The sequence below is a fragment of the Cupriavidus sp. 10L43_2 genome (assembly GCF_056395265.1).
Genome location: NZ_JBFTJE010000004.1, coordinates 281,203 through 297,338, shown reverse-complemented (window position 1 = coordinate 297,338; position 16,136 = coordinate 281,203). Strand labels below are relative to the sequence as shown.

The window sequence follows — 16,136 nt, the reverse complement described above, 5'->3', positions numbered from 1 at the left end:
CTACCTGATTTTGAGGGATGAGGGCGTTCGACCGCCAGAGGCGCCGCCGAGTTCTTGTACGATACGCCTCACAAACATGGAAGGAACCTTGGCATGAACGACGAACAGAAGCGCGCGGAAGAAAACGAGGCGATGGAACGCGTGGTCAACGCCACGCGCCAGGTACAGGTGGCGTTTGCCGCGCTGCAGAGCCAGTATCCGCCGCAGGGCAGCGGCAAGCCGTCGAAGATGGCGCTCCAGACCTTCGACGCCGCGCTCCAGGCGCTCGAAGACGCACAGGCCGGCTTCGACGATCTGCTAAACGAACTGCTCGACGGCAACCGCTGACTCCCTGTCACGCGTCATCTACGGTTGCAGCGTGAACCGCTGCTGCCGCACCGAGGCCGAATCCAGGCCGACCTGCACGTTGAAATCGCCCGGCTCGGCCACGTACTCCAGCTTGCCGTTGTAGAAGCGCAGCTTGTCCTCGCCGATCGGGAAGCTCACCACGCGGGACTCGCCCGGCTTGAGCATCACCTTGCGGAAGTCCTTCAGCTCCTTCACCGGCCGCACCACCGAGGCGGTCACGTCCTGAATGTAGAGCTGCACCACGGTCTCGCCTTCGCGCGTGCCGGTATTCTTCACGGTCACGCTGGCGGTGATCTGGCCGTTGCGCGGCAGCGCCTGGCCCGAGAGCGCCACGTCGGAGAGACTGAACGTGGTGTAGCTCAGGCCATAGCCGAACGGATACAGCGGGCCGGATTCCTCCTCGAAGTACTGGGAGGTGTAGTTCGGCGGCTTGCCCGGCGTGAACGGCCGTCCAATGCGCAGGTGGTTGTAGTACGTGGGAATCTGGCCGAGCGAGCGCGGGAACGAGATCGGCAGCTTGCCGGACGGGTTTTCGTCGCCAAACAGCACATCGGCGATGGCGTGGCCGCCCTCGGTGCCCGGATACCAGGCTTCCAGCAGCGCGTCGGCGTTGTCGCGCTCCCAGTTGATGGTCAGCGGGCGGCCGTTCATCAGCACCACCACCAGCGGCTTGCCGGTGGTGCGCAGCGCCCGCAGCAGCGTCTGCTGGCTGCCCGGCAGGGACAGGGTGGTGCGGCTGGAGGCCTCGTGCGACATCCCGCGCGACTCGCCCACGGCCACCACGATGGTATCGGCCTGCCGCGCCGTCTCCACGGCCTCGGCAATCATCTCGCCCGGGGAGCGCTTGTCCTGCACCACCTCGGGGTTATCCCAGTTCAGGAAGTTCAGGTAGCCGACCACGCGTTCGTCGTCGGTCATGTTGGCGCCGCGCGCGTACCGCACCTGGCCGCTTCCGGCCAGCGCGTCGCGCATGCCCTGCAGCAGCGTCACGGACTGGGTGGCCTTGCCTGCCGCCGACCAGCTACCCATGATGTCGATGGGCGCGTCAGCCAGCGGGCCGATCACGGCCACCGTGCCGCCCTTCTTCAGCGGCAGCGTCTGGTTGCGGTTTTCCAGCAGCACGAGCGACTTGCGCGCCGCGGCGCGGGCCTCCGCGCGGTGCAGGCGGCTCTCGGCGTTCACGTCGGCCGGGTCCTGTGCCGCCGTGCCGATGCGGCGATACGGGTCCTGGAACAGGCCCATATCGTACTTGGCGCCCAGCACCTCGCGCACGGCCTCGTCGATCAGCCGCACCGGCACCTCGCCTGTCTTCACGAGGTCGGGCAACTGCTCCAGGTAGCGCGAATCCGCCATGCTCATGTCCACGCCGGCCTCGATGGCGAGGCGGGCGGCCTGGCGGCCGTTGTCGGCCACGCCGTGGCGCAGCAACTCGTCGATGGCGCCGTGGTCGCTCACGGTCACGCCCTTGAAGCCCCATTCCTTGCGGAGGAGGTCGCGCAGCAGCCATTTGTTCGACGTGGCCGGCACGCCGTTCACCGAGTTCAGCGCGATCATCACCCCGCCGGCACCCGCATCCAGCCCGGCGCGGTAGGGCGGCAGGTAGTCCTGGTACATACGCTGCGGGCTCATGTCCACGGTGTTGTAATCGCGCCCGCCCTCCACGGCGCCATACAGCGCGAAGTGCTTGACGAAGGCCATCACGCTGTCCGGGTTGGCCGGCGTGGCGCCCTGGAAGCCGCGCACGCTGGCGCGCGCGCATTGGGAGACGAGGTACGGGTCTTCGCCAAAGCCCTCGGAGGTGCGCCCCCAGCGCGGATCGCGGGAGATATCGACCATCGGCGCGAAGGTGGCATCCAGGCCGTCGGCGCTGGCTTCCTTGCCCGAGATGCGCGCGGCCTGCTCGACCACGGCCATGTCCCAACTCGACGCCAGGCCGAGGCTGATCGGGAACACCGTGCGATGGCCGTGCACCACGTCATAGGCGAAGAAAATGGGAATCTTCAGGCGGCTCTGCTGCGCGGCGGCGTCCTGGAGCGGGCGGTTGTCGGCGCGGGTCACCGAGTTGAAGGTGCCCCCCACGCGGCCGGCGGCGATTTCCTTGATCAACTGCGGCTGCGGCATGTCCTGGCCGATGCTGATGAGCCGCAGCTGGCCGATCTTCTCCTCCAGGGTCATCTTGCCGATCAGGTCGGCGATGAACGCGTTCTTGTCGCCGGCGGCGGCCGGTGCGGCGCCGGCCAGCGCCGGCGTACAAACCAGGCTGGCCGCAAGGGCCAGCGTTGAAAGCAATCGCATGTGGTGAGTCTTCCCCAATGAGCCAGGCCCGCAATCATGCCCCGAAGTGCCCTGAAAGTGTGCACAAGGGTGCAGGAAGCGGCGCCGGCCGGCTGTCGTCCAACGTCTGATCGGCACGTCGGGCGAAATCGGTTATTTTTGTGGACTGCGTCGGCAGTTTACCCAAATAGGACGGCAACTTTGCCTCCCGGGCGCTGTCAGCCTGTTTTCGATTCGATTTTTCTGGAGGGATTCGTGGTTCTTGCCGTCTTTGCCGCGTCATTACGTAACAAGATGCAACTTGCCTTGCCGGCCATCGCGCTCGCGGGCGCGTTCGTGGCCAGCACGCCAGCCGCCGCCTTCTCGCTCGACGACGTGACCACCCGCGCCAGATCGATGGCGGACCAGCCTTATGTGGCCCCGGTCAGCAACCTGCCGCCGGCCTTCTCGAAGATGCAGTTTGCCGACTACATCAAGATCCAGCCGAAGATGGATGCGGTGGAGTGGAAGGACCACCCCACGCCGTACCGGCTGGGCTTCTACCATCAGGGCATGCACTTCAGCACGCCGGTCAAGATCAACGAGATCGTCGGCAGGAACGTGCAGGAGATCCGCTACTCGCCCACCCGTTTCGATTTCGGCGACCTCAAGCTCGACAAGGCCGCGACCAACAACCTCGGCTACGCAGGCTTCCGCGTGCTCTACCCGCTGAACCGGCCAGACAAGCTCGATGAAGTGATGAGCATCCTGGGCGCGAGCTACTTCCGCGTGATCGGCAAGGGCCAGGTCTACGGGCTCTCCGCGCGCGGGCTGGCGATCGATACCGGCCTGCCCGTGGCCGAGGAGTTCCCGGCCTTCCGCGAATTCTGGATCGAGCGGCCTACGGCGCCGGGCAAGCCGCTGGTGTTCTTCGCGTTGATGGATTCCCAGCGCGCCACGGGCGCCTACCGCTTCGAGCTGATGCCGGGCACGGACGCAACGCTGAAGGTCCAGGCGCGCGTGTTCATGCGCGGCGCGGTGACCAAGCTCGGCATTGCGCCGCTGACCAGCATGTTCCTGTTCGGCCCGAACCAGCAGCGCGACGCCAACAACTTCCGCCCGGCGCTGCATGACTCGAACGGGCTCTCCATCCACACCGGCGACGGCGAATGGCTGTGGCGCCCGCTGAACAACCCCAAGCATCTGGCGATCAGCACCTTCCAGGTGAACAACCCGCGTGGGTTTGGCCTGATGCAGCGCGGCCGCGAGTTCTCGGCCTACGAGGACCTCAAGGACCGCTACGACCTGCGCCCGAGCGCGTGGATCGAGCCGCAGGGCGACTGGGGCCGCGGCAAGGTCGAGCTGGTGGAGATTCCCACGCCGGACGAGACCAACGACAACATCGTCGCGTTCTGGACGCCTGACCAGCTGCCGCCGAAGGGCCAGCCGATCAAGGCCGACTACACCATGCACTGGACCATGGACGAGCGCGCGATGGTCGACAAGGACCTCGCCTGGGTCAAGCAGACGCTGCGCAGCGCGGGCGAGATCATGCAGGCCAACCTGATCCGCCATCTGGATGGCAGTCTGGGCTTCGTGGTCGACTTCGAGGGCGGCGCACTGGCCAAGCTGCCGCCGAACGCGCCGGTGCGCGCGTCGTTCAGCGTCAGCGACAACGCCGAGGTCATCGAGAACATCCTGCAGCCGAACCCGGTGACCAAGGGCTACCGGGTGACGCTGCGGATCAAGGTCAAGGACCCGAAGAAGGTGGTGGAGATGCGCGAGGCGCTGGTTTCCGGCGACAAGGTGCTCAGCGAGACGTGGAGCTACCAACTGCCGCCGGATTCGATGCCGGCCAACTGATCACGGATCGCCGTACGGCGATGCACCCGAGCGGGCCGCCTTAGCGCGGCCCGTTTTTCTTGGGGAGGGGGATGCGCCCGGCGCCTTCCCGCAGCGGCTTGAGCAGGTCCGACAGCCCGTTGTGGTCGAGTTCGTGCATCAGCGCCAGCAGGCGGCCAATCTCGCCGGGCGGGAAGCCCTCGCGCGCGAACCAGTTCAGGTAGTTGCCGGGCAGGTCGGCAATCAGCGTGCCCTTGTGCTTGCCAAACGGCATGGTGCGCGTGACGAGCAGGCGCAGGGCTTCGGCGTCGGGAAGCATGGGCGGCTATCGGTTGGGTCGGGAAAGCGGGCATTGTAGCGCCGCCGCCGGTCACTCGGCGTCGTGGAAGATGATGCCGAGCGTGTGGCGCATGCCCGAGCGCAGGCGGCTCACGCCGTGACGCATGTTCACCCTGTAGGGCCCGCGCGTGCCCTGCACGGGCCGCTGGCTGACCGCGAAGACCACCGCGTCGCCCTGCGCCAGCGCCACCACTTCCGCGCGCGACTGCATGCGCGGGCGCTGCTCCGTCATCACGAACTCGCCGCCGGTGAAGCCGGTGCCGGGCGCCGACAGCAGGATCGCCACCTGGAGCGGGAACACCTGTGCGCCGTACAGGTCCTGGTGCAGGCAGTTGTAGTCCCCCTCGCCATAGGCCAGCAGCAGCGGCGTGGGCCGGCGCTGGCCGGCGCGGTGGCACGCGTCGAGAAAGACGGCGTGCTCGGGCGGAAATTGCCGTTCGATGCCCATGGCCGCGTGCCAGCGGTTGGCTACGGGCACCAGATGCGGATAGAGCGCCGTGCGCAGCCCTTCGACCAGCGGCGGCAGCGGGTAGCGGAAGTACTTGTACTCGCCCCGCCCGAAGCCGTGCCGGCCCATGACGATGTGCGACCGGTACAGGGCGTCTTCGTCGTAGCGCGCCGCCAGGGCGTCGCATTCGGCGGCCGAGAGCAGGCCCGGGATGGTCGCGCAGCCCTGCGCGTCGAGGTCTTGCGTGATGGCGTCCCAGTCGAGCGCGCTCACGCGCTGCGCCGGATCGTGCTGGTAGGAAGATGTCCGCATCCGCATACCTTAAGCCACCGGCGGGCGCCGCGCTCGCCGGATTCGGACCCCCGTTCCAAACTGTTGTTCCAAATGTCACCGATGGTGCGGCCCCGCACGGAGCGCGGGTGTCACGCTGGCTTATCTTTCGTCGGTCAGCAACCTCAAACAGGAATGATTGCCGATGAAAGACGAGCATATGGCGGCCCACGGAGCTGACCAGGCACCTGCATCCATTCGCGAAACCGGGGCCTTCAGCAAGGCCAGTGCCCTCCCGATGAAGCCCTGCGAGATCCAGCCCGGCTGGGTGCGCAGCGGCCAACCCGTGACGCACTACAGCGAGCATTCGACCGCGGCGGATGAACTTGCCTGGACCTCTGTGTGGGACTGCACACAAGGCGCCTTCGAGTGGCACTACGCGCTCGACGAGATCGTCTACATCCTCGAAGGCGAGACCCGCGTGACGGATGCCCACGGGCGCACCCACACGCTGCGGGCTGGCTCGATTGGCTACTTTCCGGCGCATACCACGTGGTACTGGGAGGTAGACCAGTACGTACGCAAGGTGGCGATCTGCCGGCGCGAGGTGCCTGTCGGCCTGCGCCTGGCCACGCGCTTGCTGGCGCGGATCAACCTCGATGGGCGGCTGCTGCGCCGCCTGCGCGCCAGGGGCCAGGTCACCGGCGCCATCACGCGCAAGCGCGCGGCGGCGTTAATGCTGATGCTGGCGGCGGCTGTCGGGGCCATCGCGGCCACGTAAGACGGCTAGGGTTCGCCCGGCGCCAGCTTGTCCAGCAGGCGCAGCAGCGTCTGCCGCTCTGCCTCGGAGAGCTGCGCGCCGATGCGGGCGTCGTGGTCGCAGACCGCCTCGGTCACGGCGGCCAGCGTCTGGCGCCCCGTGGCCGTCAGCGCCAGCGCATAGGCGCGCCGGTCCGTGGGCGAAGGCTCGCGCGCGACCAGCTGCATGGCTTCGAGCGCATCGAACAGCATCACCGCCCCGGAGCGGGCGATGCCGAGGATGCGCGCGAGGTCCGTCAGCCGCACGCCGGGATTCCGCGCGATGATCTGCAACGCCGAAAAGCGCGGCGGCGTGATCTGCCACGCCGCGAGCGAGCGGACGAAATCCTCGTAGATGCGGATCTGCGCGCGGCGGATGGCGTAGCCGGTCAGCGTGTCCAGCACGCCGTAGTCCACGTCGGGCAGATGGGGGTTGAAGTGCCCCTCGCCGTCTGCGCCCTCGCCGAGGGCCGGATCCGGCGCCAGCGGCTCGCGCGTCTTGCGCGTGCTAGACCCCTTACCTGTTGCCGTCATCGTCAGCGCACGACGAAATAGCGCAGCACCACGCGGTCCGGGTAGCGCGCGCCAGTGGCCACGAAGGTGTGGCGCATCAGCCAGAGGTAGGCGGGCGTGGCGGTCTCGAAGCGTGGTGCGGTGCGGAAATAGAGGCGGGACGGGTCCACCGTGCCGCCCGCGTTGAGCTGGGCGATATCGGCCTCCGTGCCGCTGCGCACGCCGGCGTTGACGATATAGATGCGCGCGCCGTCGTCGGTTTCCAGCACATAGCGCGCTTCGATGTCGGCCGTGGTCCAGCCGTCGCCGCTGCCGGGGCGGATCAGCTGGAAGTCAGCGCCGCCGGGCAGGATGCGGCCATTGAGCAACGGCCCGGACGCCGTGCCGGACAGGATCGGGATCACGCGGCGCTGGCCGAGCGGCCCGGCGCCGAGATCCGTGGCGGGTGCCACCGCGATCTCAAAGTCCGCCACCAGTTCCAGCGCCGGCGTGGGCAGGGCGAGCGTCATTTCAGCAGCTTCCAGTTGCCGTTGTCGATGGTCAGCATCACCCGGCCGCGATTGTCGAAGCCGAAATGGTCCTGCGCCGTGTAGTTCAGTACGCCGTGGGAGACGACGATGTCGCGCTCGCTTTCCAGGGCGTCGCGCAGCGCCTTGCGGAACTCGGGCGTGCCCGGCTTGGCGTGCTTGAGCGCCACAGGCACGATGCGCTGCAGCACCAGCCCCGCGTCATACGGATGGGCGCCGAACTGTGTGCGGGTTTCCGGCCCGTACTGCTTCTCGTAGCGCGTGACGTAGTCGAGGCCCGGTTTGCGCGGCGCGCTGTCCGCCGGCAGCTGCTCGGCCACGATCACCGGCCCCGCCGGCAGGATCGCCCCGTTGACAGCCTTGCCGCCAATGCGGATCAGGTCGCGCGTGGCCGCGCCGTGCGTCTGGTAGACCGGGCCGGTGTAGCCGCGCTCGCGCAGCGTGGTGTGCGGCAGCGCCGCGCCGGTGCCGGCGCCGGCAATCAGCATCGCGTCAGGCTTGGCAGCCATCATCTTGAGCACCTGGGCGGTCACGCTGGTGTCGGAGCGCGCGTAGCGCTCGGTGGCCAGGATGCGGATGCCCTTCGCCGACGCGGCGCTGGTGAACTCCTTGAGCCACGTTTCGCCGTAGGCGTCGGCAAAGCCGATAAAGGCGACGCTCTTGACGCCATTGGCCTGCGCCCGGGCGGCCACTGCGTCGGCCATCAGCTTCACTGGCTGGGCCAGCCGGTAGGTCCACGCGCCGCGCCCGGGCTTCAGTTCGATGGGCGAGAAGGCGAGCTGTACGGTCTGGCTCTCGTCCGCCACTTCCGAGATGGCGATGGACGGCGCCACCGACGACGAGCCCAGGATGATGTCGACCTTGTCCTCGGTCACAAAGCGCCGCGCCACCTTGGTGCCCTGCGTGGGGTCCGAGGCGTCGTCCATGAGGATGTAGCGGATCTTCTCGCCGCCGATGGTCTCGGGCAGGAACGGCATGGTGTTCTTCTGCGGAATGCCGAGCGAGGCGGACGGGCCGGTCGAGGAAATGCTGACGCCGACGGTGACCTCGGCATGGGCGAGGCCGGCGGCCAGCAGCAGGGCCGGCAGGGCATTCAGGCTGAGGCGGATGGGGTGCGGCTTCATGTTGTCTCCCTGTTTTGTTGTGATGTCAGGCGCGCGGGGCGTCGGCCTGGAGTTGCTGCTGGCCGAAGCCGGCCAGGTTCTTGTAGCGCTGGGCGATGGCCTCCAGCTCGGCGCGCGGAATCACCGCATCGATCTGGGAAAACCCCTGCGGCGCGCGCTCCTCGGCCATCTGCATGACCTGCTCGGGGCCGTTCATCCGGTTGCGCAGCACGATGCCGGCGGTGCGCGGCAGCCGTTCCGCCTCGTACTCGCGCAGCGCGTAGTCCAGGTCGGCGTGGCCGAGCAGGCAGTCGGTCAGGTAGCGGGCATCGACAATCGCCTGGGCGCTGCCGTTGGAGCCGATCGGGTACATCGGATGCGCCGCATCACCCAGCAGCGTCACGCGGCCGAAGGTCCAGCGCGGCAGGCAGTCCTTGTCCACCATCGGGAACTCGTAGATGGCCGGCGCGCCGTCGATCAGCGCGGGAATGTCGATCCAGTCCCAGCGCCAGTCGGCAAAGGCGTCGCGGAACACGGATTTGTCCACCTCGCGGTTCCAGTCGCTGCGCGGCGGCTCGTCCGGGTAGCTGTCCGGCACGCGCAGCTCGGCAATCCAGTTGATCAGCGAGCGGCCCTGCCGGTGCAGCGGCGCGGAGATCGGATAGGCGACGAACTTCTGGTCCTGATGGCCGGCCATGAACATCGAACGGCCGTCGAGGTAGGGCGCGGCCTCCGTGGTGGCGCGCCAGAGCAGGCGGCGGGAGAAGCGCGGCGCGTCGCCGGTCGGATAAAAATGCCGGCGCACGGCCGAGTGGATGCCGTCGGCGCCCACCAGCACGTCGGCGTCGGCCTCGACGGTGGCGCCGTCGCTGCGGCGCCGCAGCACGAAGCGCGCGCGCTCGCCCGCCTTGCCGCCGCCCACCGAGGCGATGGACTCGATCGCATGGCCGGTATGGACCCGGTCCGCGCCCAGCCGCTGCACCGCCGTCTCGTACAGCAACATCTGGAACTGCCCGCGATGCACCGAGAACTGCGGCCAGGCATAGCCAGCGGCCATGCCGCGCGGCTCGTGCCAGATCTGCTGCCCGAGCTTGTTGTAGTAGGAAAGGGAGGATGTCTCGATGGCGATCTCGGCCAGCGCGTCCTGCAGCCCCAGCGCGGCGAGTTCCCGCACCGCATGCGGCAGCAGGTTGATGCCGACGCCAAGCGGGCGGATCTGCTCGCTGGCTTCCCAGACTTCCACATCCATGCCGTGCCGATGGCAGAGCAAGGCGAGCGTCAGCCCGCCAATGCCGCCGCCGGCGATGGCGATCTTCGGGGTCTTCATGGTCTCCTCCGCGGCCTTTTGTCCGGGCGTGGCGCGCCGGTGGCCGTTATCTGCGATGCCGAAATTGTTATGGAGTATAACTAAATGGCTCGCAAGTCCGGGGTGCCAGATCGCCCGTGTTTACCCGGGTGGCGGCGTGGCGGAGGGGTGCGCCTCGGCCTGCGCCCAGCGGCTGCGTTCGAGCCAGTAGACCATCAGCCAGGCATACAGCGTGATGCCGATGAACAGCGCCATCCGCACGGCAAAGGCCGTGTAGACGTCCTTGCCGGCGGCGCTGTCCTGGATCGACTGGCCCAGCAGGATGATCAGCGTCACGAGGGTGTTGAGCCAGAACCCGGGCGTCAGCCGCGTGGGGCTGAGCCGGTAGAGCTTGCGCGCCAGCAGCAGCGCGAACAGCAGCATCCACAGGAAGAGCATCCACAGGTGCACGAACAGGCTCAGCGCGCACCAGAACAGGATGGCCAGCACGCCGCCGAGCAGCGTGGAGCCGAGCAGTTCGCGCCCGGCGTCGCGCGCGGTGGTCGTGCAGGTCTGCCGACCCAGGCTCACGGCCTTCATCAACACCGGGGTATAGCCGGACGGGTCGGTCAGCGCCAGCAGGAACGCGGGCATCACCACCAGCGCGGCGCGCAGGGCAATCCACGTGGCCTGTAGTTCGGGCAGCGCAGCGGGCTTGGGCGCCGCCGCGCCGCCGGCCTCCGGAAACAGCCAGTGGCAGAGCGCCAGCACCGCCACCGCCATCAGCATGCCCTTGGCCAGCGCGCTGACCACCTCCAGCGCCAGGCTGAACTCGAATACGCCGGCGGAGGGAATCAAGGTGAGGCCGACGGCGAGGAAGGTCCCCACGAGGTTGCTCCCGCCGCGCAGGCCATAGCGGAAGGTGACGAACAGCCCCAGCGCGACCACCAGCACGCCGCTGAACGGCGCGTACTGCAACAGGGGAATCAGCAGCAGGCCCACGCCGGTGGTCAGCATGACCAGTAGCGTCAGCGCCACGCCGGCCTTCCAGGACAGCGGCTGGTTGACCATCGCCAGCAGGAAGGCGCACAGCACGGGCGCGAGCATCGGCACGGGCAGCGCCAGCCCGAAGCTGATCGCCATGCACAGCGCCGTGCCGAACGCCAGCCGGATGGGACGTTGCTGCCGGGGTGGGCGGGCGAGAGGCATGGCGGCGCGTGGGCGATCAATAGATGTAGGACAGCCAGCTCATCACGTAGAGGAACGCGCGGCCCAGCGGATTGAGCGGATTGCCCTGCGTGGGGAAGGCCATGACTTCGGCCTGGCCGCCGATGCGGATGCCGGTCAGTCCACGCAGCTCCGCCGTATCCAGTTCGATGATCACCGGGAAGCGCTGCGCCGGACGCAGCCAGTCGCGGCTGTTCTGCACCGTGGGCAGGGTGCCGGGCGGGGCGGGCTGCCCGACACTGACGCCATAGCCGACGCTGCGCACGCGGCCTTCGAAGATGCGCCCCGGCAGGGCGTCGAGCACCACCGACACCGGCGTGCCCGGCTGCACATGGCCGAGGTTGTTCTCGGTCATCTCGGCCGTGACCCAGATGTCGTGGATCGTGATCAGCGTCATCACCGGGTTGCCGGCGGCGGCGAACTGGCCGGTATCGGTGCGCAGGTCCGTCACCAGCCCGGCGGAACGCGCGCGCACCTGGGTGTTCGACAGGTCGAGTTCGGCCTTCTCCACCGCGCCCGCCGCGCTGCGCAGCTTGGCGTTGTCTTCCGCGCTGCCGCCTTCCTGCTCGATGGCGCGCTGCACCTCGGCGCGGGACGCCGCCACCTTGCTGGTGGCCTGTTCCAGATCGGCCCGGGCGATTTCGAGCCGGCGCAGCGAGATGGTGCCGGCGTCCTCCCGATAGAGCCGTTCGAGCCGGTCGCTGTCCTGCCGCGCCTTGACCTCCAGCGCCTGCGCGGCGCGCAGCGAGGCGCGCGCCGATTCGATGCCGGCCGTGCTGGCCCCGATCTGCCGGCGCGTGGCCTCCAGGTCCGCGCGGGCGCGGTCCACGGCAATCCGATATTGCCCCGGGTCCACCTCGAACAGCATGGCGCCGGCCTGCACGTCCTGGTTGTTGCGCACATGCACGCGCGTGACGCGGCCGGACACCTCCGAGGCCACCGGCACGATGAACGCCTGGATCCGCGCCTGCTGGGTGTAGGGAGTGAGCCGGTCGGCGAGCAGGTACCAGACCAGGCTGATCACGATCAGCACGACGACCCAGCGGATGCCCTTGCGCGCCGGATCGGCGGGCGGAGGCGGAGCGGTTGGCGAGGTCGGCGGGGGTGGGGCCTGCGTGGTGTCTGTCATGGGGCGGCACCGGTGGGTACGCGGCGCGGTTCGTCGAGCAGCACGCCCCAGTCGGTGCGCTGCTGCATCTGGGTGCGCGTGGCGGCGTCCACGAGCATCTGGTCCGTGTGCCAGCCGCCGCCGAGCGCCTTGTACAGCGCGATCAGGTTCGACACGGCGCTGCCGCGGTTGACCAGATAGGTGTCCTGCTGGGCCGACAGCGCGCGCTGCGCGTCGAGCACGCGCTGGAAATCGGAATAGCCCTCGCGGTACAGCGCATTGGCCAGCGTCAGCGAGCGCCGCGCCGAAATGGCCGCATCGCGCAGGATCACGTCCCGCTCGAACGCCTTGATCAGCCCGCTCGCCGCGTCGTCGGCCTCGCGCGCGGCCTGCCGCACGCTCTCCTGGTAGGCCACGATCAGTTGCTGGAGCCGCGCGTCCTGCATCCGCACGTTGTTGCGGATGCGTCCGTAGTCGAATACGTTCCAGCGCAGGCTGGGGCCCCCCAGCAGCGTGAAGTTGTTGGGCGTGCCGCCGAGCGTGCTGGCGGACCAGCCGATGCTGCCGATCAGCGTCAGCGACGGATAGAGGTCCGCCAGCGCCACGCCAATCAGCGCCGACTGCGCGGCGATCTGCCATTCGGCGGCGCGCACGTCGGGCCGGCGCAGCAGCAGGTTGGCGGGCACGTCCTGCAGCACGGCACGGCCGATCAGCGGCAGCTCGCCCTCGTGCGCGGCCAGCTCCGGCAGGTTCGGCAGCGTGCCGGGCGGGCGGCCGATCAGCACGGCCAGCGCGTTGCGCGTGCGCAGGATCTGGCCTTCGAATTCGGGGATGGTGCTCAGGGTGCCGAGGTACTGGGTGCGCGCCTGCTGCAGGTCCAGTTCGTCGGTCTGGCCGCTGCGGAACAGCTTCTCGGTGATCTCGAAGCTGCGATGCTGCAGCGCCGCGTTGTCCCGCGCGATGCGCAGGCGCGCTTCGGCCGTGCGCAGCGCGTAGTAGGTCTCGGCCATCTGCGCGTGGAGCAGGACCAGCACATCGTCACGATTGGCCTGCGCGGCGAAGTAGGCGGCATCGGCGGACTCGATGGCGCGCGCGAAGCGTCCCCAGAAGTCCAGTTCCCAGCCGATATCGAAGTTGGCGCTGTACTGCCAGAAGCGGCTGTTGGCGGGATTTCGGCCGCCGGACTGGCGGCGGTCCGTGTACAGCACGTCGGCGCCCACCTGCTGTACCTGCGGAAAGCGGCCAGCCTGCGCGATGCCAAGCTGGGCGCGCGCCTCCAGCACGCGCAGGCCGGCAATCTGAAGCCCGGCATTGTGGGCATCGGCCTCGGCCATAAGCCGTTCGAGCGCCGGGTCGGCAAAGACCTGCCACCACTCGCGGAGGTCAGGCTGCGCGCCGGTTTCCGTGACCGTGTCGATGGCCTCGCTGCGCCAAGTCGCGGTCCAGTCCTCGCGCTGCGGCGTCATGTCGGGGCCCAGCCGCGCGCAGCCGTGCAGGCAACAGACGCCAAGCAGCACCAGATGCCTTGTGCGGAGCGGGCCGGGCATGGACGCGCACGTCCGCGTCAGGCCCGCGGGATCTCTACGGGGGCAACGGTGGGTGTGCCAGGTGCGCCGGGCAGGGGCGCGCCGGACACCACCTCGATGGCTACGGGCTCGCTGGCCACGGGCGGCTCTTCTACCCACAGCCAGAACAGTCGATAGCCCACGGACAGCATCACGGGGCCGATGAACAGGCCGATGACGCCTCCGGTGACCATGCCGCCCAGGGCGCCGATCAGCACCACGGGCATCGGCACATCCACGCCACGCCCGAGCATCAGTGGCTTGAGCACGTTGTCGGCCAGCCCGGCGATGAACTCGTAGATCGCGAAGGTAATGGTCGCCACGTTCGGCCCTTCCTTGTAGAGCACGTAGGCGATCACGGGCAGGGTGATCAGCGTGGCCGGCAGCTGCATGATGCCCAGGAGCAGCACCACCAGCGCCAGCACCCCGGCGCCCGGCACGCCCTTCATGATGAAGCCGATGCCGATCAGCAGCATCTGGATGAAGGCGATGCCCACCACGCCCTGCGCCACGGCGCGGATGGTGGCGGTGCACAGCGCGGCGATGCGCGGCCCACGGTCCAGCCCGAAGATGCGCGAGGCGATCTGCTCCGAGCTGCGGTGTCCTGTCTCGCCATAGGCCATGATCACGCCGGCAATGATCAGCGCGAAGATGAACACCAGCATGGCCACACCCAGCCCGGCCAGCTTGCCCAGCAGCAGCAGGCTCGTGTCGCGCAACTCGGGCAGGAACTTCTGCACCAGGCTGGTCATGTCGGTGGCGGCCTGCATCCAGACATCGTGCAGGCGCTGACCGATCAGCGGCCAGCCGGCCACGAAGTCCGGCGGCTGCGGAATGCGCATGTTGCCGCCGCGCACGGCGTTCATGGCCTCCTCCGCTGACTGGAGCAGCGCGATCCCGAGCAGGTAGGCCGGCACCATGATCAACGCCAGCGAGAGCAGGACGATGAGCGTGGCCGCACGGCCGCTGCGGTTGCCCATGCGGGCGCGTAGCCGGACGTGTAGCGGATAGATCGTGATGGCGAGGATGACCGACCACAGGACGAGGTCGAGGAAGGGGTAGAAGATCCGGAAGCAGAACACCGAGAGCACGGCGATCAGGCCGGCCCGTATCAGCACGTCGAGCATGCCGCGGGAGAGCATCCGTTCCGAGAGGGGCGTAGGCAGCATCGTTGGTCTCCTGACAGGCCGCCGAGTGCAGTCTAGACCAGCGATCCGGCAGGTACAACCAGTGCGTCACCCTCCGCGAAAACAGTCACATCGGCCCGCCAAAGTATTCATTGGCTTTTTACTGCACTTTGGCCGGGACCAGGCTACGGAACCCCGCCCAAGGGGGGCGGGGCCCGCATGCCGCTACCACTGTGGCTGCTATTTGCTACCGCTCTTGCACATCAGAATGTGTGCTTGACCCCCACCATTGCCCCGAGCTGGTTGCCGCCCGCCACCGGGTTGGCCCCGGTAGACGCGCTGTCGACGGACAGCGACAGCGAACCATGATTGTCGATATAGCCGCCCGTGGCATAGACGGACGTGCGCTTGGAGAACGCGTAACTGGCGCGCAGCGCGCCCAGCCAGGCCTTGTCGTTGCTGTGGCGGTACTGGAGATAGTAGCCCTCCGCCGCCAGCGTGACGGCCGGTGCGATGTCGTACGCCACGCCCGCGTAGAACAGGTTGCTGCGCGGGGCGGCCAGCGCCTCGTTGCGGCGGCCGATCCAGCCGAGGCCGGCCTTGGCCTTGCCGACCAGCATGTAGCCGCCTAGCGAGAGGCGGTCATCCTTGAGGCCGCTCGAGGTCAGCCCGGCAAAGGCGCCGGGGCCGCCGCGCAGGGAATCGTATGCGGCGTGCACCGACCACCAGTTGGTCTCGTACATCAGCAGCGCCGACCATTCGCGGCACGCCTTGCTGTCCGCCGCGTTCTCGCCGGCGCAGTTGGCGCCGGAGGGGCTCGGGCCGGCGTTCACCGTATCGCGCCCGAAACTGTAGGTGGCGCCCACCGTGAAGCCGCCGAACTTGCCCTTGTACGCGATCGAATTATCGGCGCGCGTGTTGGGGAGGTAGTTGTCGAGCGAGCTGGAGCCGTAGGCGTTCGGTCCGAGGATGTCCGAGTCCAGCGTAGCCCAGAACAGCATGGTGTACTGGCGGCCGAAGCTGACCTGCCCCCAGTTGCTGGAGAGACCCACCCACGCCTGCCGGCCGAACAGGCGGCCGCCCTGGTTGGAGGTGCCGCTGTCCGGCGCGAAGCCGGACTCCAGCACGAAGTTGGCCTTCATGCCGCTGCCGAGGTCCTCCGTGCCGCGCAGGCCCCAGCGGGACGGCACCGTGCCGCTCAGGTTGGCCATCTTGACGACGGAGTTGCCGGCCGCGCCGACGTGGTTGATGTACTCGACCCCGGTGTCGACCACCCCGTACAAGGTGATGGATTGTGCACTCGTCACCGCCGGCACGCCGGCCGCCAGCGCAAGCGCCGCTGCCGCCGTTCCTCGTTTTCCCAGTTTTCCCAGTTTCATGCTT

At 68.4% G+C, this 16,136-nt stretch carries 15 protein-coding genes; 3 read left to right on the top strand and 12 right to left on the bottom strand.

Annotated features, from left to right (window positions below):
• Positions 1-93: 93 nt before the first annotated feature.
• On the top strand, positions 94-327 hold the full coding sequence (locus tag AC1DEL_RS08095) for a hypothetical protein (protein ID WP_092294580.1): 234 nt from the start codon (positions 94-96) through the stop codon (positions 325-327).
• Between the two features lie 18 nt (positions 328-345).
• On the opposite strand, the gene bglX is transcribed toward AC1DEL_RS08095, so the two are convergent.
• Entirely contained in the window at positions 346-2,643 is a 2,298-nt protein-coding gene (gene bglX / locus AC1DEL_RS08090; protein ID WP_477125710.1) for a beta-glucosidase BglX, read from the bottom strand.
• Positions 2,644-2,916: 273 nt separating this feature from the next.
• Here bglX and AC1DEL_RS08085 point away from each other — a divergent pair, with 273 nt between their 5' ends.
• Complete coding sequence (locus AC1DEL_RS08085; RefSeq protein ID WP_477125709.1) at positions 2,917-4,464, top strand: glucan biosynthesis protein G; 1,548 nt, start codon at positions 2,917-2,919, stop codon at positions 4,462-4,464.
• 40 nt (positions 4,465-4,504) lie between these two features.
• Here AC1DEL_RS08085 and AC1DEL_RS08080 read toward each other — a convergent pair whose 3' ends face one another.
• Both AC1DEL_RS08080 and AC1DEL_RS08075 read right to left on the bottom strand, forming a co-directional pair.
• The gene (locus tag AC1DEL_RS08080; RefSeq protein WP_092294585.1) at positions 4,505-4,762 is read right to left on the bottom strand and encodes a DUF3820 family protein; all 258 of its coding nucleotides are present in this window, start codon (positions 4,760-4,762) and stop codon (positions 4,505-4,507) included.
• 51 nt (positions 4,763-4,813) lie between these two features.
• Complete coding sequence (locus AC1DEL_RS08075; protein ID WP_454757978.1) at positions 4,814-5,542, bottom strand: 2OG-Fe(II) oxygenase; 729 nt, start codon at positions 5,540-5,542, stop codon at positions 4,814-4,816.
• A gap of 163 nt (positions 5,543-5,705) precedes the next feature.
• Here AC1DEL_RS08075 and AC1DEL_RS08070 point away from each other — a divergent pair, with 163 nt between their 5' ends.
• Positions 5,706-6,281 carry a cupin domain-containing protein gene (locus tag AC1DEL_RS08070; RefSeq protein ID WP_255370811.1) on the top strand — a complete coding sequence of 192 codons (576 nt, stop codon included), beginning with the start codon at positions 5,706-5,708 and terminating at the stop codon, positions 6,279-6,281.
• Positions 6,282-6,286: 5 nt separating this feature from the next.
• Here the strand turns inward: AC1DEL_RS08070 and AC1DEL_RS08065 are convergent, their stop codons facing one another.
• The 9 genes from AC1DEL_RS08065 to AC1DEL_RS08025 form a co-directional block, all read right to left on the bottom strand.
• Positions 6,287-6,832 carry a MarR family winged helix-turn-helix transcriptional regulator gene (locus AC1DEL_RS08065; protein WP_092294587.1) on the bottom strand — a complete coding sequence of 182 codons (546 nt, stop codon included), beginning with the start codon at positions 6,830-6,832 and terminating at the stop codon, positions 6,287-6,289.
• Positions 6,833-6,834: 2 nt separating this feature from the next.
• The gene (locus tag AC1DEL_RS08060) at positions 6,835-7,320 is read right to left on the bottom strand and encodes a DUF3237 domain-containing protein (protein ID WP_092294589.1); all 486 of its coding nucleotides are present in this window, start codon (positions 7,318-7,320) and stop codon (positions 6,835-6,837) included.
• Complete coding sequence (locus AC1DEL_RS08055) at positions 7,317-8,462, bottom strand: ABC transporter substrate-binding protein (RefSeq protein WP_092294591.1); 1,146 nt, start codon at positions 8,460-8,462, stop codon at positions 7,317-7,319. The genes AC1DEL_RS08060 and AC1DEL_RS08055 overlap by 4 nt, the downstream gene beginning before the upstream one ends.
• A gap of 25 nt (positions 8,463-8,487) precedes the next feature.
• Positions 8,488-9,768 (bottom strand): flavin-dependent oxidoreductase, encoded by a 1,281-nt coding sequence (locus AC1DEL_RS08050; RefSeq protein ID WP_441592821.1) that lies wholly within the window; start codon positions 9,766-9,768, stop codon positions 8,488-8,490.
• A 120-nt stretch (positions 9,769-9,888) separates the two neighbouring features.
• Positions 9,889-10,935: a DUF2955 domain-containing protein gene (locus tag AC1DEL_RS08045; protein ID WP_477107254.1), complete on the bottom strand. Its 1,047-nt coding sequence runs from the start codon at positions 10,933-10,935 to the stop codon at positions 9,889-9,891.
• A 16-nt stretch (positions 10,936-10,951) separates the two neighbouring features.
• Entirely contained in the window at positions 10,952-12,082 is a 1,131-nt protein-coding gene (locus AC1DEL_RS08040) for an HlyD family secretion protein (protein WP_441592820.1), read from the bottom strand.
• Positions 12,079-13,608, bottom strand: coding sequence for an efflux transporter outer membrane subunit (locus AC1DEL_RS08035; RefSeq protein WP_441592819.1), 1,530 nt, complete (start codon positions 13,606-13,608; stop codon positions 12,079-12,081). Before AC1DEL_RS08035 ends, AC1DEL_RS08040 begins: the two co-directional genes overlap by 4 nt.
• A gap of 17 nt (positions 13,609-13,625) precedes the next feature.
• Positions 13,626-14,795 (bottom strand): AI-2E family transporter, encoded by a 1,170-nt coding sequence (locus AC1DEL_RS08030; RefSeq protein ID WP_092294600.1) that lies wholly within the window; start codon positions 14,793-14,795, stop codon positions 13,626-13,628.
• 221 nt (positions 14,796-15,016) lie between these two features.
• Complete coding sequence (locus AC1DEL_RS08025; RefSeq protein ID WP_477125708.1) at positions 15,017-16,132, bottom strand: porin; 1,116 nt, start codon at positions 16,130-16,132, stop codon at positions 15,017-15,019.
• Positions 16,133-16,136: the final 4 nt, after the last annotated feature.